The sequence below is a fragment of the Planococcus sp. VCh962 genome (genome assembly GCF_057748275.1).
This window is the reverse complement of the sequence record NZ_JBYLHS010000001.1, coordinates 436,399-460,655: the sequence shown is the minus strand read 5'-3', so window position 1 is coordinate 460,655 and position 24,257 is coordinate 436,399. Positions and strand designations below refer to the sequence as shown.

26 protein-coding genes are annotated in these 24,257 nt (G+C 44.5%); 3 read left to right on the top strand and 23 right to left on the bottom strand.

The features are described from left to right. Positions 1-250 precede the first annotated feature (250 nt). Complete coding sequence (recU, locus tag AC3AQ9_RS02405) at positions 251-847, top strand: Holliday junction resolvase RecU (RefSeq protein WP_488305853.1); 597 nt, start codon at positions 251-253, stop codon at positions 845-847. A gap of 32 nt (positions 848-879) precedes the next feature. Further along, a complete protein-coding gene (locus AC3AQ9_RS02400; protein WP_488305852.1) occupies positions 880-3,654 on the top strand; it encodes a PBP1A family penicillin-binding protein in 2,775 nt (924 codons plus the stop codon). Between the two features lie 127 nt (positions 3,655-3,781). Here AC3AQ9_RS02400 and AC3AQ9_RS02395 read toward each other — a convergent pair whose 3' ends face one another. From AC3AQ9_RS02395 to AC3AQ9_RS02320, 16 genes are all read right to left on the bottom strand, one after another. Continuing rightward, positions 3,782-4,105, bottom strand: a complete 324-nt coding sequence (locus AC3AQ9_RS02395; RefSeq protein WP_488305851.1) for a YpoC family protein — start codon at positions 4,103-4,105, stop codon at positions 3,782-3,784. Beyond that, the gene (nth, locus tag AC3AQ9_RS02390; protein WP_488305850.1) at positions 4,080-4,760 is read right to left on the bottom strand and encodes an endonuclease III; all 681 of its coding nucleotides are present in this window, start codon (positions 4,758-4,760) and stop codon (positions 4,080-4,082) included. Before nth ends, AC3AQ9_RS02395 begins: the two co-directional genes overlap by 26 nt. A 12-nt stretch (positions 4,761-4,772) precedes the next feature. Then, a complete protein-coding gene (locus AC3AQ9_RS02385) occupies positions 4,773-5,474 on the bottom strand; it encodes a DnaD domain-containing protein (protein WP_488305849.1) in 702 nt (233 codons plus the stop codon). Positions 5,475-5,517: 43 nt separating this feature from the next. Then, the gene (asnS, locus tag AC3AQ9_RS02380) at positions 5,518-6,813 is read right to left on the bottom strand and encodes an asparagine--tRNA ligase (RefSeq protein WP_488305848.1); all 1,296 of its coding nucleotides are present in this window, start codon (positions 6,811-6,813) and stop codon (positions 5,518-5,520) included. Between the two features lie 26 nt (positions 6,814-6,839). Continuing rightward, positions 6,840-8,081, bottom strand: coding sequence for a pyridoxal phosphate-dependent aminotransferase (locus AC3AQ9_RS02375; protein ID WP_488306809.1), 1,242 nt, complete (start codon positions 8,079-8,081; stop codon positions 6,840-6,842). Continuing rightward, entirely contained in the window at positions 8,044-8,520 is a 477-nt protein-coding gene (locus AC3AQ9_RS02370; RefSeq protein WP_488305847.1) for a cell wall elongation regulator TseB-like domain-containing protein, read from the bottom strand. The genes AC3AQ9_RS02375 and AC3AQ9_RS02370 overlap by 38 nt, the downstream gene beginning before the upstream one ends. Before the next feature lie 8 nt (positions 8,521-8,528). Continuing rightward, positions 8,529-8,699 (bottom strand): YpmA family protein, encoded by a 171-nt coding sequence (locus AC3AQ9_RS02365; protein ID WP_300989443.1) that lies wholly within the window; start codon positions 8,697-8,699, stop codon positions 8,529-8,531. 91 nt (positions 8,700-8,790) lie between these two features. After that, the gene (gene dinG / locus AC3AQ9_RS02360) at positions 8,791-11,553 is read right to left on the bottom strand and encodes an ATP-dependent DNA helicase DinG (protein ID WP_488305846.1); all 2,763 of its coding nucleotides are present in this window, start codon (positions 11,551-11,553) and stop codon (positions 8,791-8,793) included. Between the two features lie 209 nt (positions 11,554-11,762). Beyond that, complete coding sequence (gene panD, locus AC3AQ9_RS02355) at positions 11,763-12,146, bottom strand: aspartate 1-decarboxylase (protein WP_488305845.1); 384 nt, start codon at positions 12,144-12,146, stop codon at positions 11,763-11,765. A 3-nt stretch (positions 12,147-12,149) separates the two neighbouring features. Then, the gene (gene panC, locus AC3AQ9_RS02350) at positions 12,150-12,986 is read right to left on the bottom strand and encodes a pantoate--beta-alanine ligase (RefSeq protein WP_488305844.1); all 837 of its coding nucleotides are present in this window, start codon (positions 12,984-12,986) and stop codon (positions 12,150-12,152) included. Between the two features lie 228 nt (positions 12,987-13,214). Continuing rightward, complete coding sequence (locus AC3AQ9_RS02345; RefSeq protein WP_488305843.1) at positions 13,215-14,198, bottom strand: biotin--[acetyl-CoA-carboxylase] ligase; 984 nt, start codon at positions 14,196-14,198, stop codon at positions 13,215-13,217. Continuing rightward, positions 14,176-15,309 carry a CCA tRNA nucleotidyltransferase gene (locus AC3AQ9_RS02340; protein ID WP_488305842.1) on the bottom strand — a complete coding sequence of 378 codons (1,134 nt, stop codon included), beginning with the start codon at positions 15,307-15,309 and terminating at the stop codon, positions 14,176-14,178. Before AC3AQ9_RS02340 ends, AC3AQ9_RS02345 begins: the two co-directional genes overlap by 23 nt. Further along, positions 15,306-16,448, bottom strand: coding sequence for an N-acetyl-alpha-D-glucosaminyl L-malate synthase BshA (gene bshA / locus AC3AQ9_RS02335; RefSeq protein WP_488306808.1), 1,143 nt, complete (start codon positions 16,446-16,448; stop codon positions 15,306-15,308). The genes AC3AQ9_RS02340 and bshA overlap by 4 nt, the downstream gene beginning before the upstream one ends. A 10-nt stretch (positions 16,449-16,458) precedes the next feature. Continuing rightward, a complete protein-coding gene (mgsA, locus tag AC3AQ9_RS02330; protein WP_488305841.1) occupies positions 16,459-16,863 on the bottom strand; it encodes a methylglyoxal synthase in 405 nt (134 codons plus the stop codon). Positions 16,864-16,877: 14 nt separating this feature from the next. Beyond that, the gene (dapB, locus tag AC3AQ9_RS02325) at positions 16,878-17,678 is read right to left on the bottom strand and encodes a 4-hydroxy-tetrahydrodipicolinate reductase (RefSeq protein ID WP_488305840.1); all 801 of its coding nucleotides are present in this window, start codon (positions 17,676-17,678) and stop codon (positions 16,878-16,880) included. After that, entirely contained in the window at positions 17,675-18,013 is a 339-nt protein-coding gene (locus AC3AQ9_RS02320; protein ID WP_488305839.1) for a nucleotide pyrophosphohydrolase, read from the bottom strand. Before AC3AQ9_RS02320 ends, dapB begins: the two co-directional genes overlap by 4 nt. Before the next feature lie 108 nt (positions 18,014-18,121). On the opposite strand from AC3AQ9_RS02320, the gene AC3AQ9_RS02315 reads away from it, so the two are divergent. Further along, positions 18,122-18,988 (top strand): YitT family protein, encoded by an 867-nt coding sequence (locus AC3AQ9_RS02315; protein WP_488305838.1) that lies wholly within the window; start codon positions 18,122-18,124, stop codon positions 18,986-18,988. A 677-nt stretch (positions 18,989-19,665) separates the two neighbouring features. On the opposite strand, the gene AC3AQ9_RS02310 is transcribed toward AC3AQ9_RS02315, so the two are convergent. The 7 genes from AC3AQ9_RS02310 to AC3AQ9_RS02280 all read right to left on the bottom strand — a co-directional run bounded on the left by AC3AQ9_RS02310 (position 19,666) and on the right by AC3AQ9_RS02280 (position 24,248). Beyond that, positions 19,666-20,340, bottom strand: coding sequence for a zinc metallopeptidase (locus AC3AQ9_RS02310; RefSeq protein WP_488305837.1), 675 nt, complete (start codon positions 20,338-20,340; stop codon positions 19,666-19,668). 51 nt (positions 20,341-20,391) lie between these two features. Then, positions 20,392-21,003: a lipoprotein heptaprenylglyceryl N-acetyltransferase LhaT gene (gene lhaT, locus AC3AQ9_RS02305; RefSeq protein WP_488305836.1), complete on the bottom strand. Its 612-nt coding sequence runs from the start codon at positions 21,001-21,003 to the stop codon at positions 20,392-20,394. Between the two features lie 56 nt (positions 21,004-21,059). Continuing rightward, positions 21,060-21,845 carry a c-type cytochrome gene (locus tag AC3AQ9_RS02300; protein WP_488305835.1) on the bottom strand — a complete coding sequence of 262 codons (786 nt, stop codon included), beginning with the start codon at positions 21,843-21,845 and terminating at the stop codon, positions 21,060-21,062. Between the two features lie 40 nt (positions 21,846-21,885). Next, the gene (gene qcrB, locus AC3AQ9_RS02295; RefSeq protein ID WP_036801924.1) at positions 21,886-22,560 is read right to left on the bottom strand and encodes a menaquinol-cytochrome c reductase cytochrome b subunit; all 675 of its coding nucleotides are present in this window, start codon (positions 22,558-22,560) and stop codon (positions 21,886-21,888) included. A 21-nt stretch (positions 22,561-22,581) separates the two neighbouring features. Beyond that, positions 22,582-23,085 carry a QcrA and Rieske domain-containing protein gene (locus AC3AQ9_RS02290; protein ID WP_488305834.1) on the bottom strand — a complete coding sequence of 168 codons (504 nt, stop codon included), beginning with the start codon at positions 23,083-23,085 and terminating at the stop codon, positions 22,582-22,584. A 141-nt stretch (positions 23,086-23,226) separates the two neighbouring features. Then, entirely contained in the window at positions 23,227-23,679 is a 453-nt protein-coding gene (locus AC3AQ9_RS02285; protein WP_488305833.1) for a DUF2487 family protein, read from the bottom strand. Between the two features lie 5 nt (positions 23,680-23,684). Further along, on the bottom strand, positions 23,685-24,248 hold the full coding sequence (locus tag AC3AQ9_RS02280; RefSeq protein ID WP_488305832.1) for a ReoY family proteolytic degradation factor: 564 nt from the start codon (positions 24,246-24,248) through the stop codon (positions 23,685-23,687). Between the last annotated feature and the right edge of the window lie 9 nt (positions 24,249-24,257).

Genomic DNA, 24,257 nt, shown 5'->3' with positions numbered 1-24,257 from the left:
AAACGGTACGAACATTATTCCACTTTCTCAGGGCGGCAGCTCAAGGCCAGAAAATTTCAGCTTGCGCCACTAGCCTCGTAGAAAGTAGTTTTCTCACTTAATATAACCTTCTTTTTCATCGAACAGACATTCTTTTCATTTGGAATAAACCTTCGAATCCGATATTATAAGACTAGCAAATTTGAAACCTTTAGACTTATTCATCGTCTAAATGCGTGTGATATGATAAAGTAAGCGAGGTGTATCACAAATGGCAATTAATTATCCAAATGGCAAAAAGTTTGTTCCTTCAAAAGAAAAACCCGTGAAAAAGAAGAAAAAAGATTTTTCCTTCAGTAATCGGGGTAAAACACTTGAGGATGAATTGAACGAAACGAATGATTATTATCTGCAATTGGGTCTTGCAGTCATCCACAAAAAACCGGTCCCTGTCCAAATTGTTAAAGTTGAGTACCCTTCAAGAAGCGCCGCTGTCATCCGCGAAGCTTATTTCAGAACTCCTTCGACTACTGACTATAACGGAGTCTGGAATGGCAGATATGTTGACTTTGAAGCAAAAGAAACGGAGAATAAAACGTCTTTTCCGTTGAAAAACATACACGAACACCAAATTCATCACATGTCTCAAGTGGTGAAGCATCAAGGATTGGCGTTTCTGATTCTCCGTTTTTCTTCTCTTCAGCGATATTTCATCATGCGTTTTGAAGCACTTGAAATTTTTTGGAACCGGATGCTTACAGGAGGCCGGAAATCGATAGCATTAGAAGAAATTGAGGCAACAGCAGTCGAAATCATGCCAGGAGCTTTTCCGCGCATTGATTATTTGCCCGCCCTGCATAATCTTTAAAAGAAAGTTAATACGAAAGTGAGGAACCGATTGTGAGCGAAAAACCCCTTTCGCGCGAACAGCGCAGAAAAGCAATCGAACAACAGAAGAAAACAGGTAATAAGAAAAACAAAAAACCATCAGGCGGCGGCTTGATCAAGCGCATCTTTTTGACGCTTTTGTTGATAGGAGTTTTTGGTTTACTTTGCGGCATCGGCTTGTTTGCATTTTATGCGAGCAGCGCGCCCGAACTCGACGAAGAATTATTGCGTGACCCTATAAGCCCTACTTTTATTGCAGCTGATGGGAAAACTGAAATTCCTTATATAACGTCCGAAAACCGGACCTATGTCGAATATGAAGATATTCCTAAAATGATGGAAGATGCTATTCTGGCTACAGAAGATAACCGTTTTTATGATCACTCGGGTATTGACGTAATCCGTCTTGGCGGTGCCGTTATTGCGAACATCACAGGAGGATTTGGATCTCAGGGTGCAAGTACAATCACCCAGCAAGTCATCAAAAACTCATTCTTGTCGAATGACAAAACCTTGAAGCGGAAAGCTCAGGAAGCTTACCTCGCTTTCAAGCTTGAAAAAGCTTATTCAAAAGAAGAAATCTTTGAGATGTATTTCAATAAAATTCTGATGTCTGGAAACATCTACGGGTTTGGCACTGCTTCTGAGCACTTTTATGGAAAACCGCTTAGTGAACTTAAGTTGCATGAAGCTGCTTTATTAGCAGGTATGCCGCAAAGCCCGAATGGCTATAACCCGTTCAAGAATCCAGAACGCGCTGAAAAAAGACGCAATGTGGTCTTAAGCCTGATGGAACAGCATGGAAAAATTACCACTGCTGAAAAAGAAGAAGCCCAGGCGGCATCCGTAACAGATTCACTTGTGCCGGAAGACCAGCGTAAAGTAGCAGCAGATAATGGCGAGTATTTGGCATTTATGGAAATGGTCGAAGATGAACTTGAGTCGCTTGAAGGCGATTATTCGCTGGATGAAGGCTTGACCATCTATACGACGCTTGATCCTGCCGTACAAAAAACAGTAAATGCAACAATGGCATCTGATTTATTCTTCGATGACAAAGTAGAGTCAGCATTGACGGTCGTCGATACAAAAACCGGCGGCATCCGTGCAGTCGGGGCTGCCAGAGACTACAGCGGTGATGTCCGCAGGAACTATGCGACAGCGAGAGACCGTGGAGTCGGTTCTACTATCAAGCCACTAACCGTTTATGGTCCGGCAATTGAATATCTGGATTGGTCTACAGGCGAGACAATTGTAGATGAACCTTATTCGTATGAAAGTGGCCAGCAAATCCGGAACGTCGATGGAGATTTCCTTGGACCGATGACAATCCGGGAAGCTTTGTACCGTTCACGTAATATTCCCGCAGTCAAAACACTTCAAGAAGTTGGACCTGAAAATGCGGCTGAATTCACTAAGAAAATCGGCCTTAATCTTAAGAATGTATATGAATCCAATGCTTTAAGTGCAGAAAATATTTCAACGGTCGATATGGCCGGCGCTTTTGCAGCATTCGGCAATGGCGGTGTATTCACAAAGCCGCATACTATCACTAAAATCGTTTTCCGTGATGGCACTACAGAACAGGTAGTCAAACCCGACTCTGTCCCTGCTATGAAAGACAGCACTGCTTATATGGTCACCGACATGCTGAGAGATGTTGTCGATACCGATCTTCGCGGGGCAACGGGCAAGGAAGCAGCCATCAGCGGTTTGGATCTTGCAGGTAAAACGGGTACATCCAATTATTCAGCTGAAAAATTAGCGGAATATGGTCTGGATTCATCTTCAGCACCGGACATCTGGTTTGCCGGCTATACGCCTGAATATTCGATTTCCGTCTGGAGCGGATATCCGTCCAGAAAAATCGGCATTGATACGGCTTCTGATGAACGCTTAATTTCACAGCGTGTATTCAAAAACGTAATGTCCGAAATCTCATCAGGATCGGGCAAGTTTGAAAAACCTGATTCTGTCGTAGAACTTGAAGTTGAAGAAGGCAGCACCCCTCTTAAACTGGCAAGCGCTTATACTCCTTATAGCTTAAGAAGCACGGAACTGTTCGTGCGTGGTACCGAACCGAACCAAGTATCACAGAAATATGTTAAGGTAGAGCTTGATACTCCATCCGGCTTGCGTGCAAGCGTTGATGGCAATACAGCTCATCTCACATGGAATTATGATGATACTGAGGGCGTCGCTTTTAAAGTGACAGTCGAAGTAGATGGCAACCGCACTACTTTGGACACAACAAGCGATATGAGCTATTCATTTAACGGACTCGAAGAAGGAAAAACCTATACCTTCCGAGTAACTGCTGTCAGCGATAACGATGCAAGCGACCCGGCATCCGTTCGAGTTTCCGTAGCTGCTGCTCCTGAAGAGCCGGAAGAAGAACCGGCTGAGGAACCAGCTGAGGAACCTGTTGAACCGGAAGAGCCGGCTGAAGAACCGGTTGAAGAACCGGAAGAGCCAGCTGAAGAACCGGTTGAACCGGAAGAGCCGGCCGAAGAGCCTGTCGAAGAACCGGAAGAGCCAGCTGAAGGCGAAGGCAATGGCAATGACAACGGCAATAGTAATGGTAATGACAACGGCGGCCAAAATGGCGAAGACAAGGAAAATGGCAACAGTAATAGTGGCAATGGGAATGGCAATAATGGCAATGGCAACGATGCCAATGAGGGTGCAGGAAATAGTGAAGGTGGGGCAAATCCAGCTTCCGTTCCGAATGAAACTCCTCCTGCTGAAACTCCTCCTGCCGAAGGAAATAGCCAGCCCCAGCCATAATAAAAAAACGCTTCTGCGATATCGCAGAAGCGTTTTTTTCGTATTAAGGAACATCCTCATTAAAGATAGCCAAAGAATAAAAGAAAAAGCCGCAAGCATTGCTCGACGGCTAAAAGGTGCTTCAAAATTAATTTTCTAAGTTCCTTAACTGAACACGCTTAGAAGCGATTAACTTTTTCATTTCAGTGAATAGTTCATCCAATTGGCGGAACGCTGCAAAATTAGATGGGCGCTGCTCAATAAACTTCAGCCGTTCCTGCCCATTCAACGGGATAATTTTATAATCGCAATGCCGCAATAAATTCTTATATAATATGATTCCATTTTCCATAGCATTAAGGGCATCGTTATTTCGTAGCCTATGGCTATTTTCAATAACTTCTTTCAGCTTGGTCCACTGGTTGAAAAAGGGATCAATATTTTCTTTAATTAACTTCTGTGACAATTTCATGCTTGACCAGCCCTTTTTTCTCCCGCTTTTGCCCTTCTCTGCATCGTTCAAACAAAGGGCAGATATGGCAACCAGGGTTTTGGGCTTTGCAGTGGTAACGGCCAAAAAATATGATTTGATGATGGGTTTTCGACCAGTCTTCTGCAGGCGTTTTTTTCATGATGGTTTCTTCCACTTGCAGCGGATTGTCTTTCCAGCGGTTCAATCCCAGCCTTTTGGCTACACGCTCGACATGTGTATCAACAGCTAAAGCAGGAATCCCGAATGCCACTGATACCACGACGTTAGCCGTTTTGCGCCCGACTCCCGGCAAGGTCATCAGCAAATCACGGTCTGCCGGTACTGTGCTATTGTATTCATCTATTAAGATTCTGCTGAGTGCTTGGATGTTTTTCGCCTTGTTCCGGAATAGGCCGATTGACCGAATATCTTGCTGCAATTCTTCCAGCGGCACGGAAACATAGTCTTCTGGCGTATGATATTTTTGAAAAAGTGTAGCTGTAACTTTATTGACCAGTTTGTCGGTGCATTGTGCCGACAGTAAAGTGGCAATCAGCAAATCGAATGGATTGCGGTGTATCAATTCACAATGGGCGTCAGGAAACATATTATCCATTTCTTCCAAGCATAGCTGCCATTCTTTTTTCGACATCATAAAGTTCACCTTCTAATTCCGGTCCTCCAGCCAATTGTAGAATTGCACTTTTTTTGCATTGTTTGCTGCAGGCTGAAGCTGGATATTTTTTTCTCTGAATGAAGTCGCATGCCGCGAAACTTCGTTCGTTGTTTTAATATTTTTCTTTTTCCATTCAAATAAAATACGGTCTACATAGCGCAGGCTGATTTTTTGGGAAATCACGGCTTCTTTTAAAGCCATTCGGATAATGGCTGGTGTATGCCCGTCTTGATCCATCCACATCGAAATCGTTTCAATTTCCATGGGGGATAAAAAGCGGCCAAACTCCTGTTCAAAAAGTTGGAAGATTTCACCTTCCAATGCTTTCTGGGAATTCTCTTTTTCTGCATGCTGCTCTTTGTAGACACAGTCCAATAATCTGTCCCACAGGGGCTGCAGGGAAATTTGTTCTGTTAAAATGTCTTTATCTTTTTCCTGCTCTATCGCCAAATAGCCTTGCTGCATCAATTTCTGCAGCATCGTCGTAACGCTTTTTTGTGTCGTCATCATGCGGGCGCCGATTTCATCCGGTGTCGGAAAGGGATTCCCCGCTTGTTGGAATGCATGTACATGCATAATAAGCATAGCTTCTTCATCAGTTATCTTCAACTCTTTATAAAAGCGAAAAAAGAGCTGGGAAATGCTAACATTTCCCTGCTCGATCCAAGTGTGCAATCGATTCGGTTGTTTCATATCCCAACCACCTTTCTATTGTTAATTCTCAAAATCATTATTCTTATGGATATAAACGGTTCAATAAACGAGGGAAAGGAATTGATTCTCGGACATGTTCTGCTCCACTGATCCAAGCAACTGTACGCTCCAGGCCAAGCCCGAAACCAGAATGCGGCACAGCTCCGTATTTGCTCAACTCCAAATACCAGGCATATGCATTCTCATCCAGATTATGTTCCCGGATGCGCTGTTTCATCAAGTCATAATCGTGTATACGCTCTGATCCTCCGATGATTTCCCCGTATCCTTCAGGTGCGATCAAGTCTGCGCACAGAACGACGTCATCACGGTCTGGATGCGGCTGCATGTAGAACGGTTTGATGCCAATCGGATAATTGATGATGAATACCGGCATATCGTAGTTTTCAGCAATTGCTGTTTCGTGAGGCGCACCGAAGTCTTCGCCCCATTTAATATCGTCAAAACCGTTATCATTCAACCATTTGATGGCATCATCATATGTAATGCGCGGGAATGGTGCTTTGATTTTTTCAAGTTTCGAAGTATCGCGTCCCAGTCTTTCCAATTCCAATTGACAATTTTTCAATACGGATTGAACAAGATGTGCGACGTATTGTTCTTGCACTTCCAGGCTTTCCGCATGTTCCATGAACGCCATTTCCGGTTCGATCATCCAGAATTCAATCAAGTGGCGGCGTGTCTTCGATTTTTCCGCACGGAATGTCGGACCGAATGAAAACACTTTGCCAAGAGCCATTGCTGCCGCTTCCATGTACAACTGACCCGATTGGGACAAATAAGCGTCTTCATCAAAGTATTTTGTCGCGAAAAGTTCAGAAGTGCCTTCTGGAGCTGATCCTGTGAGAATTGGCGGATCTACTTTCACAAAGCCATTGTCATTGTAAAATTCATACGTAGCCCGGATGATTTCGTTGCGGATTTTCATGATGGCGTGCTGTTTGCGTGAGCGCAGCCATAAATGGCGGTTGTCCATCAAAAATTCCGTACCGTGTTCTTTCGGCGTGATCGGGAAATCTTTCGCTTCATGGATTATTTCGATGCCTGTTACAGCTAGCTCATAGCCGAAAGAAGAACGCTCGTCTTCTTTGACTTCGCCCGTTACATACAATGAAGTTTCCTGTGTCAACGATTTTGCAGTGGCAAATAATTCATCGCCCACTTCCGCTTTCACCACAACAGCTTGTACAAATCCTGAGCCGTCACGCAATTGCAGGAAAGCGATTTTCCCGCTTGAACGCTTGTTGGATACCCAAGCGCCTAATTTAACTGTTTGTCCGTTGTATTTTGCCATTTCAGCAATTGTAATCTTTTTCATCATAGCCTCCAGATATTATAATTCAATCAGTCTTTCCATTTTGAAGATACAAATTGATGGATTCGATCCACCGCTTCCGTCAATGATTCAAGAGATGTCGCATACGATAAGCGGATTGTATCATGTGCACCAAAACCGGAACCCGGAATTACTGCCACGTTCGCTTCCGTCAATAACCCCGTCACAAAATCATCCACTGAAGCGTAGCCAGTTTTATGGGCCGCTTCAGAGACATCCGGCAACAAGTAAAAAGCCCCTTGTGGACGGATGACTTTAAATCCTGGAATTGCCTCGAGTTTAGGGAAAATCGCTTCCAAACGGCTTTCAAATGCCTGACGCATTTCCTCTACTGTGTCCTGAGGGCCATTATATGCTTCAATCGCCGCGTATTGAGAAGTGGTCGTTGGATTGGAAGTCGAATGGCTCGCAAGGTCCGTCATTGCTTTGATAAGCGACGAATCACCTGCTGCGTAGCCAATGCGCCATCCCGTCATCGAATGGGATTTAGAGACCCCATTTATAACAATCGTGCGTTTTTTTGCGTCTTCCGACAATTCCGCTATAGATGTATGCGTTGTTTTACCGTATATCAATTTTTCGTATATCTCATCTGAAACGATTAAAATATCAAATTCGCGGCATACTTTTGCCAGTTCTGCCAGTTCTTCTTTTGTATAAATCATGCCAGTCGGGTTGCTTGGAGAATTGATGATGACTGCTTTTGTACGGTCCGTGATGGCTTCTCTCAACTGATCAGCGGAAATTTTATAGGCTTGGCCGGCTGTAGCTTCTATGTATACAGGAACGCCTTGTGCCAGCTTGACCTGTTCCGGATAGCTGACCCAGTAAGGAATCGGAATGATGACTTCGTCGCCTTCGTTAAGCAAAACCTGGAACAAAGTATACAGGACATGTTTCGCACCGATGCCAACCATAATTTCTTTTGGCTCATATGATAAATTTTGATCGCGCTGCAATTTATTGATGATGGCTTCTTTCAGAGCTGGAAGACCGCCTGCAGGCGTATATTTCGTTTTGCCTTCTTTCATCGACTGGTAAGCCGCCTGTAAAATGTTCTCCGGTGTATTGTAATCCGGTTCCCCAGCGCCAAGGCCGATAATATCGACACCTTGCGCTTTTAATTCGTTCGCTTTGGCTGTAATGGCCAAAGTTGTTGATGGTGTTAAAGTTTGTACGCGATCTGCTAAATTAATCAATGCTTCCACCCTTTCACAAATTGAGGATTTGTTTCCATGTAGTGCCGTCATTAGCCAAAATATAGACATAATTCAGCTGATCTTGTCTGTTGATGTAAGCGACTTCCCATACCGGCCCTTTGCTATCCATGCCAAGCCGGGTATGAAGAATTTCTTTTACTTCTTTTTCAGCAAGCGCCTTTTCGCGGGCTTGTTTGGCAGTTACCGCTTTTTCAAGGGAAATCGTCTTCATCTCCCCTTTGCCGGTCGGCACAAATACTGCTTTTAAGGCCCCTTTTGAGTCTGCTCCAATGACTGTTACTGAAGTATGCTTGTTAGAGTACACGTATGCTTGCTGAACATCCACAAGCAAATTGTCATTTTCCACTCGTTCGATTGCTTGCTTTTCCACTTCTGAATACGGTTTATTACCTGCTACAATAACGACAATCATTAATGTCACAGCCAGAAAAGAAAGAAAACCTAATATAAATGTAACCCATTGTTTCATTTAATCACCTAAGTCTTATAAATTGTAAAGACCGCTTTTTCCGGATCTTCTTTATCAAGCGCTAAGCCGAACATCAGGTTATTATGCTTTAAAGTGCGGTTTAAGGCGTCTACCACTTTATATAAGTCCGCATTATATTTCACATTAACAGTGGATAACACTTCAATTTTTGATTCCATGCCAGCGACCTTCCTTTCGTTTGCGTCCCGTTTTCACGGTCAGGATGATGCATCCTACAGAAAAACATTCCGAAGGATGCCCTCTTCATTATCATTGCTTATTATACCAATCTTCAATATCCGTTACCATCTTTTCTAGAGACACTTTCGATACTTTCACTTTTGGCAAAGCGTTCAAGAATTCAATGCCATATGATTTCGTTTCGATTCTTCTGTCCAGGACAATGAACATGCCTTGGTCATTTTTTGAACGAATCAGCCTGCCGAAACCTTGGCGCAACCGTAAAACAGCTTCCGGTAAAGCGTAATGCAAAAACGGATTGAAGCCTTCTTTGGAAATGATTTCAGATCTGGCTTTAAAAATGGGCTCATCAGGAGAAGTAAACGGCAAGCGCACGACGACAACAGCCCGCAGCGCATCGCCAGGTACATCGACACCTTCCCAAAAGCTGTTCGTCCCAAACAGAACTGATTTTTGGAAACGCTGGAACGATTTCAATAGCCTCATTCTGCTGCCGGAAGAAATCCCTTGTGCGAAAAGCATGTATTCATCCAACAAACCGGTATCCTGTATCAAATCCACTGTTTTCCTGAGCATGTCCTGCGATGTGAAAAGCACAAAGCAGCGCCCTTCTGTGACAAGTACGGTCTGAATGACCGCATCCGCAACCGATTCAATATAATCGCTTTGGGAGACTTGCTGGATATCCGGCATATCTTCAACGATAAAAACGCGTGCTCCTTGGTAAAATTCCTTCGGAGGTTCAAACTTCGTAATTGGAACATTCTCTGGTATGCCAAGCTGATTTACGATAAAACGTTCATTGGACGGAACACTCATCGTACCCGACAGCCAGATAACCGCTTTTCTCCCCCTTACAGGAGCAATGACTTTTTGAACAATTGAGGTCACTTCAAATGGCTGCTTATAAAGTGACAAACTTGTCGGCAAGCTCCTTAAGTCGCCTTCTATCCAGCTGACTTCATCTTCGAGCGGGAAAACGAAAATTTCACTGAACTCCACCGCTTTAACCATCAATTCTTCAGTCCAATAGCGCCAGTCCGTAATAACCAACTTGTCTTGGATCGATGTTTCCGTCAAGCGTTCCGCTTTTTGTAAAATCAGCTGTGACGTATCGATCCATTCATTCAGATAACGCAGCATTTCCATAAACCGCGTCTTGTCATAAGGCATTTCGCTTAAAAGGCTGGCACATTTCTTGTGCCGGCTGCCTCTGAACTTCGCCAAAAATTCAGCGGTCAGCATCGTCGATATTTCATCGAATATCGAGACGAATTTAATGAACATCGATTCCAGCTGAAGCAATTCCGGAATTGACGAAAATCCGGTTTTTTCAGCAGTTTTATATAATTTAGCAAATAATTGTTGATCATCATACGTGCCAAGCTGCCCAAAAATATATTTCCATTGTGTGTAAACAAAGGTTTTTTCATGCTGTGAAACAGCAGCTTGCACAACTTGGTGGGCTTCATCCCAGATAAAAGCATCAATATTCGCTAAAATGGCTGGATTCGTCAATCGCTGATTTAATAAAAACGAATGGTTGGTGACGATTACATGGGCATGCTTCGATTGGTCCAATGCAAACTCATAAAAATCGTACGCCTTTTCATCCCTTGTTAACCTTCGGAGATGAGATCGCCGGATTTTGTCCAGCACAAACTGTCCGCCGCTTGATGCGTTCAGTTCATTTAAATCACCGGTTTCAGTTGAAGTCAGCCAAATCAGCACTTGCATAATGGTGAATGTCTCATCGTACGATTCATCTTCGCCATGCAAAAGCTCAGTGAATCTCGACAAATCAATATAATGGCTTAACCCTTTGACCAGCGCAATCCTCACTGGAGAGCCGACTAGCTGCTCGACAATTTTCCCTTCTTTTTGGACCAGTTGATCCTGCAGATGAGTGGTATACGTACTGATCAGCACCTGCTTGCCTGTTTCAATAGCATGGTTGACCGCCGGCAATAAATAAGCGATTGTCTTCCCCATTCCAGTGGAAGCTTCGATCACTCGTTCTTCTCCGCCTTTCAAGGCTTTCTGGATCGACGACATCATGTCAAACTGGCTTTGTCTCCGTTCAAAATAAGGAAACGCTGTTTCAAGGCGCTGTTCCCAATCAAACACAGCAGCATAGCCGTTGGATAAATCACCATTTTCCATTTTCCGCCGTTTCAGCGGCAGACCATTAAAGCGGTCAAAATCATCCATCTGAGCATTCCGTTTTTGCTGTGTCAATTCAAAAAACAGACGGGACAAATCCGACTTCAATTGAAATGATCGTTTATGCAATTGAGTAAGTGTATCGTAGGGCAACTTTCTCATATCTTCTATTGCCTTCAAAAATAAATGCGCCGTCGCCAATGCGTCATCATCTGCACGGTGGGCGCTTTTAAGCGGGATTCCCAGTTCCGATGCAATATCCTGCAATTTATAACTGAATGCAGTCGGATACATCAGACGGGCCATCTCTACTGTATCCATCGTCAATCCATGCCATTTCGGCAAGCCGCTGCCGGCAAACTCAGCCTGCAAAAACGGCAGGTCGAAATGAGTATTATGCGCCACAAAAATGGCATCCTGCAATTTTTCAAAAATCAAGGAAGCGTGCGCTTCAAAAGGCAATGCCGTCGCTACATCCTGGTCGCTGATATTCGTCAAGTCCTGGATAAAGGCAGGTATTTTTCGGCCAGGATTGATAAATTCGCTGTATGTATCAATAATTTTATTATTTTCGATCGTTACCATCGCTATTTGAATAATCCGGTCACCTTTAGCAGGAGAATGGCCTGTAGTTTCAATATCGACAACAACATATTTTTGGGTGTTCATCACAAGCCCTCTTTCTCAGGTGGTTCTCTCATAAAAATTGTAACATATCCATGTACTTTCCGTCTTTCAGTCGAAGCACAAATCTCTTTCATTGTACGGGCAGTTGTCATAAAAAAGAAGCAAAACCCTTCGTTATCCAGCTCCTTCAGTATCGAGGCATCCTGTCATTTGCGGATATAAAAAAGCCCCCAAATATGGAGGCACACTCATTACATAATAGTCGCTTCAGGTTCGTAGTGGATAATTTCACGGACTTTGTTGTTCTCATCCATGATGGCCACTGTCGGTTTGTGGTCGCGGGCGTTTTCATCCATTACATAGCCATAAGTCAATATAATGACGATATCCCCTTTTTGCACAAGTCGTGCTGCTGCGCCATTAACACAAATCACACCGCTGCCGCGTTCCCCGGCGATGATATAAGTTTCAAAACGAGCGCCGTTGTTGTTGTTGACTACATGGACCTTCTCGTTCGGCAGCATGCCAACTTGGTCCAATAAATCTTGGTCGATTGTAATGCTGCCGACATAGTTCAAGTCAGCCTGTGTTACTGTGGCACGGTGGATTTTAGAGTTGAGCATCATTCGTAACATGTCTTAGTTCCCCTTTATGCTGAAGATTAAGTTATCAATTAAACGCGCTTTTTCAAATTGCACAGCAATCGCCAGAATCGCTTCTTCTTCGATGTCATTTGTCAATGTTGGATAAGCCAGCAGCTCGATATAATCAATTGTTCCAGAAATGCGGCCATCCAGATAATTCCGGACTACTGCCACCGGGTCTCTTCCATCGATAGCCGCCTGTCTTCCCAGCTGCAGCGCTTGTTGGAGATGTGGTGCTTCTTGGCGCTCCGCTTCGCTCAAATAGACATTTCGTGAGCTTTTTGCCAGCCCATCCGCTTCCCGAATCGTTTCACCGCGCCGGATGACGAGCGGAAAATTATAATCTTCCACTAATGATTCGATAATCGCCAACTGCTGTGCATCTTTCTGGCCAAAATAAGCGTGGTCTGCTTGGGTTAAATGGAATAGTTTTGTTACCACTTTTAGCACGCCATCGAAATGTCCCGGTCGCTTCGCTCCACATAACACATCAGCTAATGCACCGGCTGAGATGCTGATTTGCGACTTTCGTGGATACATTTCCTCAACTGACGGTGCAAAAATAACATCAGTGCCAGCTTCTTCCGCCAATTGCCGGTCGCGTTCCAAATCCCTTGGATAGCGGTCAAAATCCTCATTGGGGCCGAACTGAGCCGGATTGACAAAAATGCTCATGACCACACGGTCGTTTTCCACTTTCGCTTTATCGACCAGAGAAAGATGGCCTTCATGCAAAAAGCCCATCGTTGGCACTAGCCCGATCGTTTCCCCTGCCTCTTTGGTTTTTTTGACCCAGGATTTCAGTTCTTGGATCGTTTCAATCGTTTGCAAAATTCTTTCTCTCCTCCCGGGAAGAAAACCATATAAAAAGCCTTCCGTCAAAAATAGACAGAAGGACAGAAAATTCGAATTCGGTTTCCTCCGTCCCTGTCATATAGTAGATCAAGGCAGACATTTAACTTATGAAGTTATCAGATAAATAAAGGTGCTTTGGTGCAGTTCGCAATCGATACTGCCCTTTAAATTACTATAGCAGAACTCTAAAAAAAACAAAATACTTTAACTTGTCATTTCAATATCCGCAGAATAAATGCCGTGGAGCTTGCCGTCGGCAGTGCGCAATTGCAGCACACCATCATCTGTTATGCTTTCCGCAATCCCTTCAAGCGTTTCTTTCGCCATCCGGGCACGCACCGGCCGGCCTATTGTCGACGAATAACTTTCCCACAGCAACTTCAAAATGCCAAATCCTTCTTCAATGTACAAATCCGTATATTGCTCAAGAAATTGAAGCAATGAAGAAACCAATTCTTTACGGTCCACTTCTTTGCCGCTTGCCATTTTCAGCGAAGTGGCGATGTCCCGCACTTCCGGATCAAAATCATCCGTCATTTGATTGACATTCAAACCGATTCCAATAATCAAAGCTTGTATCCCATCAGCATCCGACTGCAGCTCAGTTAAAATACCGGTGCATTTTTTGCCGTTCAACAAAATATCATTCGGCCATTTGATCTCCGGCTTCAAGCCAGTGACTTGTTCGATTGCCCGGACCACTGCAACTGCAGCTACGAGCGTAAACTGAGGCGCTTTTTGCGGCACTACGTCCGGGCGAAGGATGACACTCATCCAAATGCCTTTATTTGCGGCTGAATGCCATCTGCGCGCCATCCTTCCCCGTCCGGCAGTTTGTTCTTCTGTCAGAACTACTGTGCCATCCGAAGCATCTTCCTGAGCGAGCTGATGTGCCACGATTTGAGTGGAAGGGCAGGATTCGATGTAATGGATATTCCGGCCCAAACGTTTCGTTTTTAACATTGCTTGTATAGCGGTGGGTTCTAATGTATCTGGAAGGCTGGCCAAAATATAGCCTTTCTTTTTCACAGAAACGATTTGATATCCCTGTTCTTCGAGCTCTTTTATATGTTTCCAGACAGCGGTTCGCGAAATTCCGAACTCATCTGCCAGCTGCTGGCCGGAAAGGGCAACTCCTTGCGCTTCAATTAGCCGCTGCGCCAATTTACGCGTCACTGTGATATTCATTCATAAACCAATCCTTTATGATTTCTTTGTCATTTTTCAGCTTGCCGTAAACGATGCACCGCTCCATTTTTTCAATCCATTGCCGTATCCAAGGACCTGATTTTTTGCCGCTCCATTCCATCAAATCTATGCCATTTGCTACAATATCCGACTTTGACTGAATAGGCAGAGCCGCTTTTCCGGCGGCAATATCAGCTTCCAGTCCCGCAATAGCTGCAGCAATTGCCAGCTGCTGCCCGCTAAAGTGATAGTAGGTCCAGATGTCCCATTGCTCTATGCGGGCGGCTTTCAGCGATTGTTCAATGAGTCTTCGCTCCTCATTCGAGAATTTGTAGACGCGAATGTCCTTGAAATCCCGGTTTTGCCGGTACAGCATATAAGCCCAGCCGCTTGCAGCGGTATCGACCGGCTCATAATATGACCAATCCGTTTCAAAATATTGCCCCGCAGGCAAGTATTGCGTCAAACCGGATTCCTTCAAATAACTCATGCTGCGGGCAGTATGGCCTTGAATCATAATTTTGTCGAGTTCATTTTTCAAGCGCTCCACTGCCACGGATTGGATTCCCTGCGCTTGCTTGCGGATTGATGCCAATGTATGCGAATCGATCTTAAAATCCAGCTGCCCCGAAAAGCGGACAGCCCGGAGCATCCGCAAGGCATCTTCCTGAAAGCGTTCCTCCGGATTTCCAACCGCACGGATCAGGCGTTTTTCAATATCCGTTTTTCCTTTAAACGGATCGATGATGTGGCGTTCTTTATCCAATGCCATCGCATTAATGGTGAAATCACGCCTTTTCAAATCTTCTTCCAGCGACTGTACGAATTCTACTGAATCCGGTCTGCGGTTGTCAGAATACATGCCTTCCGTTCGATACGTCGTCACTTCTATCCCTACCCCGTCCAGTAGCACAAGCACAGTGCCATGCTCAATCCCCGTGTCAATGGTCCGCGAAAAGAGGGTTTTCACCTCTTGGGGAGCAGCATTCGTTGCGACATCAATGTCCTGAGGTGTTTTGCCGAGCAGCAAATCACGCACCGCACCGCCTACTATATAAGCTTCAAATCCACCTTTTTCAAGAGTTTGAACCACTTTTAAAGCAGTCTTCATAGGCTTGCACCCCTATCCAACAGACGTTCATAGACCGCTTCATATTGCTCCAGGATTTTTGAAGAATTAAAGCGCTGTTTAACAGTTTCCAGCGAGCCCTGTTTGAGCAATTCGCGTTCTCTTTCATTCGTCAAAATTCCAATGGCGAAAGAAGCCGCTTTTTCAACGTCCCCTAGTTCTACCAAATAGCCATTTTTTCCCGGTTCAATAATTTCTGGGATTCCTCCGATATTCGTGCCGATGCATGGAACTCCACAAGCCATTGCTTCCAATAAAACAAGGCCAAAAGCTTCTTTTTCAGACAGCAGCAATTTGATGTCACTTATATTATAGAGTTCCGATAAATTATCACGCTTTCCAAGAAACAAGACCTGTTTATCGAGTTGCAACTCTTTGACTTGCTGAACGATGCGGCCCATTTCAGGCCCGTCACCGACAAGCAGCAATTTGGATGCAACCTGATTTTGCACCCGCTTAAACGTATCGATGACGTCGGTTACCCGTTTAACATTCCGGAAATTCGACACATGGACCAGCACTTTTTCCTCATTGCTGATGCCTAGGTCTTGTTTCAAATTTCCGGAATTTGCAACTTTATATTCGCGTTCGTCGACAAAGTTATAAACAGTTTCTATTTGTTTGTCGGGCTTGATTAAATCATAGGTCTGATCCCGCAGCGAATCTGATACAGCCGTCACTACATCGGATTTTTCAATGCCGTACTTAATCGCTTCTTTTAATGAAGAATCCGATCCGAGCACAGTGATATCCGTTCCATGCAGCGTAGTCACAATGCCGATGTCGGACCCAGCCATGTCCCGCCCGAGAATAGCGCATACCGCATGCGGAATGGCATAATGCACATGCATCAGGTCCAATTGTTCATTTTTGATCACTTCTGCTATTTTCGTCGCCAGTGCAATGTCATAAGGCGCATACTGAAATACCGAATAACTGTTGACATCCACTTGGTGGCTGAAAATATTCGGATACAACCGGTTCAAGCGAAAAGGCGTACTGGAGGTGATGAAATGAACTTCATGTCCTTTTTCAGCCAGCATCTTCCCTAATTCAGTTGCAATGACACCCGAACCACCAACTGTCGGATAACAGGTGATGCCTATCTTCATTTTACGCAAAACTGTCACCTTACTCTCTCTCTTTGCTTATCAAGCGCCAATCAATAAAGCCTTCTTTAAGTCCTTGCAAAAGCACTTCAGCTGTCCCCATATTCGTAGCCAGCGGCACTCCATAGACATCGCATAAGCGTATCAAAGCCGATACATCCGGTTCATGAGGCTGTGCCGTTAAAGGATCCCGGAAGAAAATGACCATATCCATCTCATTTTGGGCAATCATTGCCCCGATTTGCTGATCCCCACCAAGCGGCCCCGAACGAAATCGGATAACATCCAACCCGGTGCCTTCAATAATGCGCTTCCCAGTAGTGCCGGTAGCATAAAGGGAATGTTCGGATAAAATCGGCTGATAGGCTGTTACAAATTGAATTAAATCATCTTTTTTACGATCATGTGCAATTAATGCGATTTTCATACAAACAACCTCCTTTAGCTGATAATATGTTCTAGTCCATAAATCAATTCTTCTGTTTCCATAACGGTTTTAATCGACAGCACTATTCCGGACATGAATGAACCGCGGTTAAACGAATCATGGCGGAGCGTTAACAGCTGGCCTTCCCCTCCAAGCAATACCTGCTGATGGGCTACAAGGCCCGGCAACCGGACACTGTGAATGCGCATGCCGTCATAATCGGCTCCTCTTGCTCCCGGCAGCGTTTCCTTTTCCCGGATATGCCCTTGTACATGGACAGGACGGTGCTCGGAGATCAAATGTGCTGTTTTCATGGCAGTACCGGAAGGAGCATCTAATTTTTGGTCATGATGCATCTCGATGATTTCTATATCCGGCAAATATTTGGCTGCCTGCTCGGCAAATTTCATCATCAAGACAGCACCAACTGCAAAGTTCGGAGCAATAATGCAGCCAACTTTTGTATCTTTTGATAACTGTGTTAGTTCCTCAAGCTCTTCATCCGAAAATCCAGTGGTACCTACAACCGGGCGTATTTTCAAGTCCAACGCCCCTTTGGTATGTTGGTATACCGATTCGGGCGATGTTAAATCAACTAAAACATCCGGTCGTGACTCTGCATGTAATTTCTCTAGATCCGTAAACACTGGAACTGTGTAATTTTCAGGGAATAAGCCGGTTTCAGCTAAAGTAGCACCGATATCTTTATAGTCCAGTACGGAAACCAATTCCATCTCCTGGTTCTTCATGACAGTATGTACGGCCTCCTGGCCCATTTTCCCTCTTGCTCCTGCAATCGCCACTCGAATTGTCATTTTCCATCTTCCTTTCGTGTCCAACGATTTTTATCTCTTGTATTGAATTTTTCCATGACTCGGTCATGGGCGTGCGCCAAGTCGATGTCCATTGAATTTGCCATGCATATTAAGACAAACAGCAAATCGCCCATTTCCGCTTCTATCGTATTAGCTTCTTCTGTTGCCTTCTTTTTCTTTGGTCCATATTCATGCATCACTTCACGGGACAATTCCCCTAATTCTTCTGTCAGCCGGGCCATCAATTCCATTGGGCTAAAATAGCCTTCTTCAAATTGTCCGATATACTCGTCAACATCTTTTTGAAGCTGCTTCATTGTTTTCTCTCCGCTCATATCATCACACTCCTCATTTCATCGTAAAGAAAACGGAGGATGTTGTCAAAATCAATATTATAGCTGATAATACAGAAGTTGAGTTTACGGATAGGAGATGAACATCTTATGAAAGAATTGCAGTTGAAAAACATCTTATTCATATTGTTTGGATCGGCCATTTACAGTTTCGGCTTTGTCCACTTCAATATTCAGAATGAGCTTGGAGAAGGCGGATTCGCAGGCATTACGTTAATATTATTTTTCCTGTTTGAATGGGATCCCGCATTAATGAACTTATTATTAAATATTCCATTATTCTTTATCGGCTGGAAGCTGCTCGGCAAAAAGGTTTTTCTTTACACAATCATCGGAACTCTCGCTGTCTCTTTATTTCTGAAAATATTTTTAATTTATGAAATTCAAATCAATTTGCACGAGGACCTCTTTTTAGCCACTCTTTTTGCCGGGGTGTTCGTCGGCGTTGGCCTTGGCATTATTTTCCGTTATGGCGGAACTACCGGAGGCGTTGATATCATTGCTCGCCTGGTTCAGAAATACAGCGGCTGGAGCATGGGAAAGACGATGTTTTTATTTGATGCTTGCGTCATAGCGCTCTCCCGTTTAACATTCCTGGATAACCGCACGATGATGTACACGCTCGTTGCAGTGTTCGTTGGAGCCAGAGTCATCGACTTTGTCCAAGAAGGAGCTTACTCAGGACGCGGAGCCATGATCATCTCGAATTCACAAGAAGAAATTGCAAGCCGCATTGCGAAGGAAATGGACCGGGGAATCACTATTCTCCGCGGCTATGGCCATTTTACAAAAGAAGAACGTGAAGTTCTCTATTGTGTAGTAGCAAAAAACGAAATTGTAAGGCTTAAGAACATCATCAATAGCGTAGACCCCCACGCTTTTGTGTCCTTGATGGAAGTCCATGACGTAATGGGCGAAGGTTTCACACTAGACGACCAAAAACAACCGATTGGGTAATGTGAAAAGCGGAAGCGCCTGTCCAGTCCCGACAGGCTTAAGGCAGACCACCGAAACGGCGTGTTTTTGCCGTACAGGTGGGCTGACTTAAGACCCCGAGGGACTAGGCGCTGCAGCTAGACAACAAGAAAAGCGGAAGCGGCCGTATAGGTTCGACCGACATAAGACGAGCCAGCGAAACGGCGTGTTTTTGCCGTACAGTCTTGAAAAGTAGAAGTGCCTGTTCAGCTCTGACAGGCATAAGACAGACCAGCGAAGTGGCGCATTTTGCCACACAGCTGGGATGGCTTATGCCCCGAAGAGCTAGGCACTGAACTAGACACTGGGCTGACTTAAGACCCCGAGAGACTAGGCGCTGCAGCTGGACAACAAGAAAAGCGGAAGCGGCCGTATAGGTTCGACCGGCATAAGACGAGCCGGCGAAGCGGCGCTCTTTGCCGCACAGCCGGATTGGCTTATGTCCCGAGAACCTGGCCGCTGCAGCTAGACAACAAGAAAAGCAAAGGCGACCATCTAGCCCCGGCAAGCGCTGGAGGGCTTACAGCGAATGGCGCTCTTTGCCATTTGCAGTAGGATCGAAGCTACCTCAAAGGGCTGGTCGCCTGAACTGGACAATAGAAAATAGAAGCTAGGTAATCAAAAAACCGTTCCAGAAATCCGGAACGGTTTTTTGTTTCTTAAGATCTGTCCATATTTGTATAAATCAACAGCAAACGGGCAAGTTCCATAACTGCTACAGCCGTTGCTGCAACATATGTCATTGCTGCTGCGCTCAATACTTTTTTCGCATGGCGCTCTTCTTCATTACGGATGATATTATTCGCCAGCAATTGGTCCATTGCCCGGCTTGAAGCGTTAAACTCCACCGGCAACGTAACGAGCTGGAAGACTACCCCTGCCGCGAGCAAAATAATACCAATCAATAGGGCACCGCTCCATGCTGAAAATAACCCGATCATGATGAAGACCCATGACATATTGGATGAAATATTAACGACAGGCACTAAGCGATGGCGTAAACGGAGGAAAGAATAGTCCTCGGCGTCCTGAATCGCATGCCCTACTTCGTGCGCAGCTACGGCCGTTCCAGCCACTGATGCTTCATGATAGTTATGGCTGCTTAAAGCCACTGTTTTTGTCAATGGATTATAATGGTCACTCAGCATACCACGGCTCTCCACTACCTTTATATCATTCAATCCATTGTTATCAAGAATGATACGCGCTACTTGCGCTCCGGTGATGCCTGATGTCGAGCGGACTTTTGAATATTTGCCGTATGTTCTCTTTAACTTAAATTGAGCCCACATAGGAATAATCAGCAAAAGGATGAAATAGACAATAAAACTCATCTGGTTAACACACCTCCCATTCTGCTTATACCTACATTTTACTAGCATTGGTCAGCTATGGTCAACTGAAACGCTGTGCGGCTTATTGAGATATACGACGAAATATGACAAAGCTATGCACGCGATTGACAGCCAAAAAGTGAAATAACCAATCTGTGCGGTGTAGGCATCCAAGCTGCCATAAATCGGCATTTGCCCGAAGACATAGTCGATCACATCATTATGCAAGGTCCAGACTGCTGTAACAGCGGCTGCCAGCCAGCCAAAGCGGTAATGGTCAATATAAAGAACAGCTTGCAGCGCCATTGCAAAGTGAGAGCCAACGAGCATCCACCCCAGCCAGCCGATTGATCCGGTTTCTACAAGAGTCAGCAAGTTCATGACGACGGCCCAGAGCCCATATTTTATCAACGTCACAAATGCTAAAGCTTCAAAAATCGGGCTTCTTTTACCTATGAGCCATAAGCCTAAAACGATGGTGAAAAAGAGGCTGGCTGTCGGGCTGTCCGGAACAAAAATCAAGAATTTCGGTTCCGTTATTTTTAATTGCCAGCCATACCATATGTATCCATAAATCGTACCACCCAGGTTGATAAGAAAAAGCAGCCAAAGGAATGGCTGAAACATCAGCCAGGCGGAAATTTTCTGCGCAAAAGAAATCATTAAATTCTTCCCTTCAGATAGCAAAAAAGAGCCGGTTTCCCGGCTCTTTTCAACTTTTATTCTTCTCCGCCTAGACCAGCGATAAATTCAGACATGATCTTAAGATCTTCTTCTGAACCTTCCCATGATGGCGGCATTTTTTGTTGTCCATCTTCTTCAATACCATTCACAGCGATTTCTGCAATTTCTTCAGCAGTCAGCCCTGTGTTAGTAAGAGCTGGACCAACGGCACCTTCTAAATTATCGCCGTGACAGCTGATACAAGCGGCACCTGAGTAAATTTCATACCCTGGATCTGCTGTATCGATTGCCACTTCTTCCACGATTTGCCCTTGTGCTTCAGCAGCTTCCCAGTCATGGTTCACTACTGATTCCCATGTAAGGAAAATGATTGCCGCAACTGCAAGAAGCATGAAGCCTGTTGGAAGCGGACGTTTTGATGGGCGGCGTTCCGGACCTGGATCCAAGAACGGAGCTAGTGCCAATGCACCAAAAGCAAGCCCTGGCATGATAATTGCACCTACGATGTTGAATGGACCGGATGCAAATTGATATTTAAGCAATTGATATAAGAATAAGAAATACCAGTCTGGCAGTGGAATATAGCCTGTATCTGTCGGATCTGCCTTACCTTCTAGTGGTGAAGGATGGGCGACAGTCAATAGCAAGTAACCAATCAAGAAGACCGCACCAATCATCCATTCTTTCAAAAGGAAGTTTGGCCAGAAAGCTTCTGTCTTGCCAGGATATTCGGAGTAATCTTTAGGGATATTCGGTTTACGATGCTGCAAACCTGGTACACGTGAATCCCCAACGAATTTCATCCCTTTTCCGCGATGCATAGTGTCCCCTCCTTAAATAAATCCTTGTGGCCGCAATTTTTTATAGCGGACCTGAAATACCTTGTCTTCTGATCATAATGAAATGCGCTGCAAGCAACCCAAGCAAAGCAGCAGGTAAGAAGAATACGTGAATCGCGAAGAATCGTGTCAAAGTCTGTGCACCAAGGATTGTTGAATCCCCAGCAAGAAGAATTTTGATTGATTCACCGATAACCGGTACAGAAGCGGCAATTTCAATACCAACTTTTGTCGCAAACAATGCTTTCATATCCCATGGAAGCAAATAACCTGTAAAACTTAAACCAAGAATTACACCGAATAACATAACTCCGACGATCCAGTTTAATTCACGAGGTTTTTTATAAGAACCTGTAAAGAATACTCGCAATGTATGAAGGAAAATCATAACAACTACAAGAGAAGCTCCCCAGTGGTGCATCCCACGCACTATTTCTCCAAAAGCGACTTCATTTTGAAGATAATAAACCGATTCCCATGCATTTTCAATATCTGGTACATAATACATTGTTAAGAACATACCGGATAAAATTTGGATTACTGTGATGAAGAACGTCAATCCTCCAAAACAATAAACGAATGCTGAAAAGTGGTGTGCGGGGTTTACGTGTTCCGGTACTTCATGGTCAGCAATATCGCGCCAGATCGGCGTGATATCTAAACGCTCATCAACCCAATCATATAACTTGTTTAGCACTGGTGTCGTACCCCCTAACTATTAAACTAATGTGTTTGCTTGTATTGCTCCGATTGCCAAGTAGCCATCTCTTTCTTCCACTTGATATTCATCGAGTGGTCCAAGCGGTGGTGTACCTGGTACGTTTTGGCCGTTCTTTTCGTAACGTCCGGCGTGGCATGGGCAGAAGAATTGCGTCGGGTGTTCCGGGTCAGCCGCCCAGTTCACTGTGCATCCCAAGTGTTTGCAGACTGGTGAAAGGGCAACAATTTTATCCCCTTCTTTGTAAACCCAAGCTGAACTAGTTACTTCAGATGTATACCAAGCATCCACCTGCTCGTAGGCGAAGTCGACGCGTACAGGCTCTTCAGTTAAATCTGCTACTGCTTGGTCGGTCAAAATGAAATCTCCAGAACCATGTTCTTGGAGAATCGGGTCAACCGCAAAACGTACCATTGGCATTAACATTCCTGCTGCCATAAATCCGCCAACACCTGTTAAAGTGTAGCCCAAAAATTGACGTCGTGATACACGATTATTACTCATCCTTTTCCCCCCTCTAACATTCAAGGTCAGTCCAATGGACATACTCAATTCAAATATAATTACTAGGACAACCTAATGATATATCAATCAAATGTTAAGGTCAATATCGCAGTGAAGCGATTGTGACAGATTGTGAACATTTCATGAAGGCTGTGACCACTCGCTGATAAATAGCGGCAACACTTGCCGCAACTGGTCTTCCATGACTGATTGCTTGAACGATTGATCCATACTTTCAATAGGAATTGCAGGCAGCCAAAGAACATTTTTAAATTCCTGAAGGGTCCGCCATTGGGCATCAGTTGTTATATAAAAGATATGTTTAAACGCTGTATTTTCCATTTCTTTAGTTAATTCTTCAGCCAATCTTGAACGATCGGCACCTTTTGAATAGGATACAGGCGGAAACAATAAGATGCGCCCTTTAAACTGCTTTTCCAATAAATTAGCCAGCGACTGAAGATAATCAGAAGCACTCGCACTCGTTTTAAACCCAGACGGACTCAAATCTAATTGAACCAATGGAACCACCGCGGTATCCACGTACTCTTTTTGCTGCAGGTATTGATCCATTTCTTTTCCTAAAAAATGCATATCGCTTATTCACTCTCCGTTTTCTTTAAAGCCTTGATGGATTGAAGCAATGCGGAAAGTTCGAAGAATTTCTCACGGTCATTCGCATCGAGGGCTTCATCTATTTGTTTCAAAATTGTATCCTCTTGAAAAACGGTCATGCTTTCTTCCAGCACTTTTTCAGCAAGCAGCCGGTCTTCATCGGTAATACTTGCATGCTTCGGCATGTATGGGTTTTCTTCCAGCACCGATAAATACAATGCCGAAGGTGGATGGTTCGGGAAATTCAGCTGCACAAACAAATCCTCATCCGGGTTGAGCCGCAAATCATGGAACGACTTTTCCGCATCCGCCGTCATCAGATTCCCTTTATAAAAACGGAAAGGGATTTCCTTCGATTCAGTTGAGGACATGACCATTGCGCGTGGACAGTAATGTGCTTCTTCGACAAAATGCGTTTTTTCTAGCAGGTCTTCATTGCTTAACATATAGTTGAGAATCCAAATGCATTCCCGTCTTTTCATTTTGTGGGTCTGCAAAAACCAGCGGACAAACTGCTTTTTTTCTCCTACTGAAATATAAGCGGTCATGAAAACTCC

Bases quoted from the DNA above. Each gene is read 5' to 3' on its own strand.
- recU (WP_488305853.1), top strand. From the start codon at position 251: ATGGCAATTAATTATCCAAATGGCAAAAAGTTTGTTCCTTCAAAAGAA.
- AC3AQ9_RS02395 (WP_488305851.1), bottom strand. From the start codon at position 4,105: ATGAAATTGTCACAGAAGTTAATTAAAGAAAATATTGATCCCTTTTTC.
- nth (WP_488305850.1), bottom strand. From the start codon at position 4,760: ATGATGTCGAAAAAAGAATGGCAGCTATGCTTGGAAGAAATGGATAAT.
- AC3AQ9_RS02385 (WP_488305849.1), bottom strand. From the start codon at position 5,474: ATGAAACAACCGAATCGATTGCACACTTGGATCGAGCAGGGAAATGTT.
- asnS (WP_488305848.1), bottom strand. From the start codon at position 6,813: ATGAAAAAGATTACAATTGCTGAAATGGCAAAATACAACGGACAAACA.
- AC3AQ9_RS02375 (WP_488306809.1), bottom strand. From the start codon at position 8,081: ATGACGGCACTACATGGAAACAAATCCTCAATTTGTGAAAGGGTGGAA.
- AC3AQ9_RS02370 (WP_488305847.1), bottom strand. From the start codon at position 8,520: ATGAAACAATGGGTTACATTTATATTAGGTTTTCTTTCTTTTCTGGCT.
- AC3AQ9_RS02365 (WP_300989443.1), bottom strand. From the start codon at position 8,699: ATGGAATCAAAAATTGAAGTGTTATCCACTGTTAATGTGAAATATAAT.
- dinG (WP_488305846.1), bottom strand. From the start codon at position 11,553: ATGAACACCCAAAAATATGTTGTTGTCGATATTGAAACTACAGGCCAT.
- panD (WP_488305845.1), bottom strand. From the start codon at position 12,146: ATGTTACGAATGATGCTCAACTCTAAAATCCACCGTGCCACAGTAACA.
- AC3AQ9_RS02345 (WP_488305843.1), bottom strand. From the start codon at position 14,198: ATGAATATCACAGTGACGCGTAAATTGGCGCAGCGGCTAATTGAAGCG.
- AC3AQ9_RS02340 (WP_488305842.1), bottom strand. From the start codon at position 15,309: ATGAAGACTGCTTTAAAAGTGGTTCAAACTCTTGAAAAAGGTGGATTT.
- mgsA (WP_488305841.1), bottom strand. From the start codon at position 16,863: ATGAAAATCGCATTAATTGCACATGATCGTAAAAAAGATGATTTAATT.
- dapB (WP_488305840.1), bottom strand. From the start codon at position 17,678: ATGACAATTCGAGTGGCGATTGCAGGAGCAAGAGGGAAAATGGGCCAG.
- AC3AQ9_RS02320 (WP_488305839.1), bottom strand. From the start codon at position 18,013: ATGAGCGGAGAGAAAACAATGAAGCAGCTTCAAAAAGATGTTGACGAG.
- AC3AQ9_RS02315 (WP_488305838.1), top strand. From the start codon at position 18,122: ATGAAAGAATTGCAGTTGAAAAACATCTTATTCATATTGTTTGGATCG.
- AC3AQ9_RS02310 (WP_488305837.1), bottom strand. From the start codon at position 20,340: ATGAGTTTTATTGTCTATTTCATCCTTTTGCTGATTATTCCTATGTGG.
- lhaT (WP_488305836.1), bottom strand. From the start codon at position 21,003: ATGATTTCTTTTGCGCAGAAAATTTCCGCCTGGCTGATGTTTCAGCCA.
- AC3AQ9_RS02300 (WP_488305835.1), bottom strand. From the start codon at position 21,845: ATGCATCGCGGAAAAGGGATGAAATTCGTTGGGGATTCACGTGTACCA.
- AC3AQ9_RS02290 (WP_488305834.1), bottom strand. From the start codon at position 23,085: ATGAGTAATAATCGTGTATCACGACGTCAATTTTTGGGCTACACTTTA.
- AC3AQ9_RS02285 (WP_488305833.1), bottom strand. From the start codon at position 23,679: ATGCATTTTTTAGGAAAAGAAATGGATCAATACCTGCAGCAAAAAGAG.
- AC3AQ9_RS02280 (WP_488305832.1), bottom strand. From the start codon at position 24,248: ATGACCGCTTATATTTCAGTAGGAGAAAAAAAGCAGTTTGTCCGCTGG.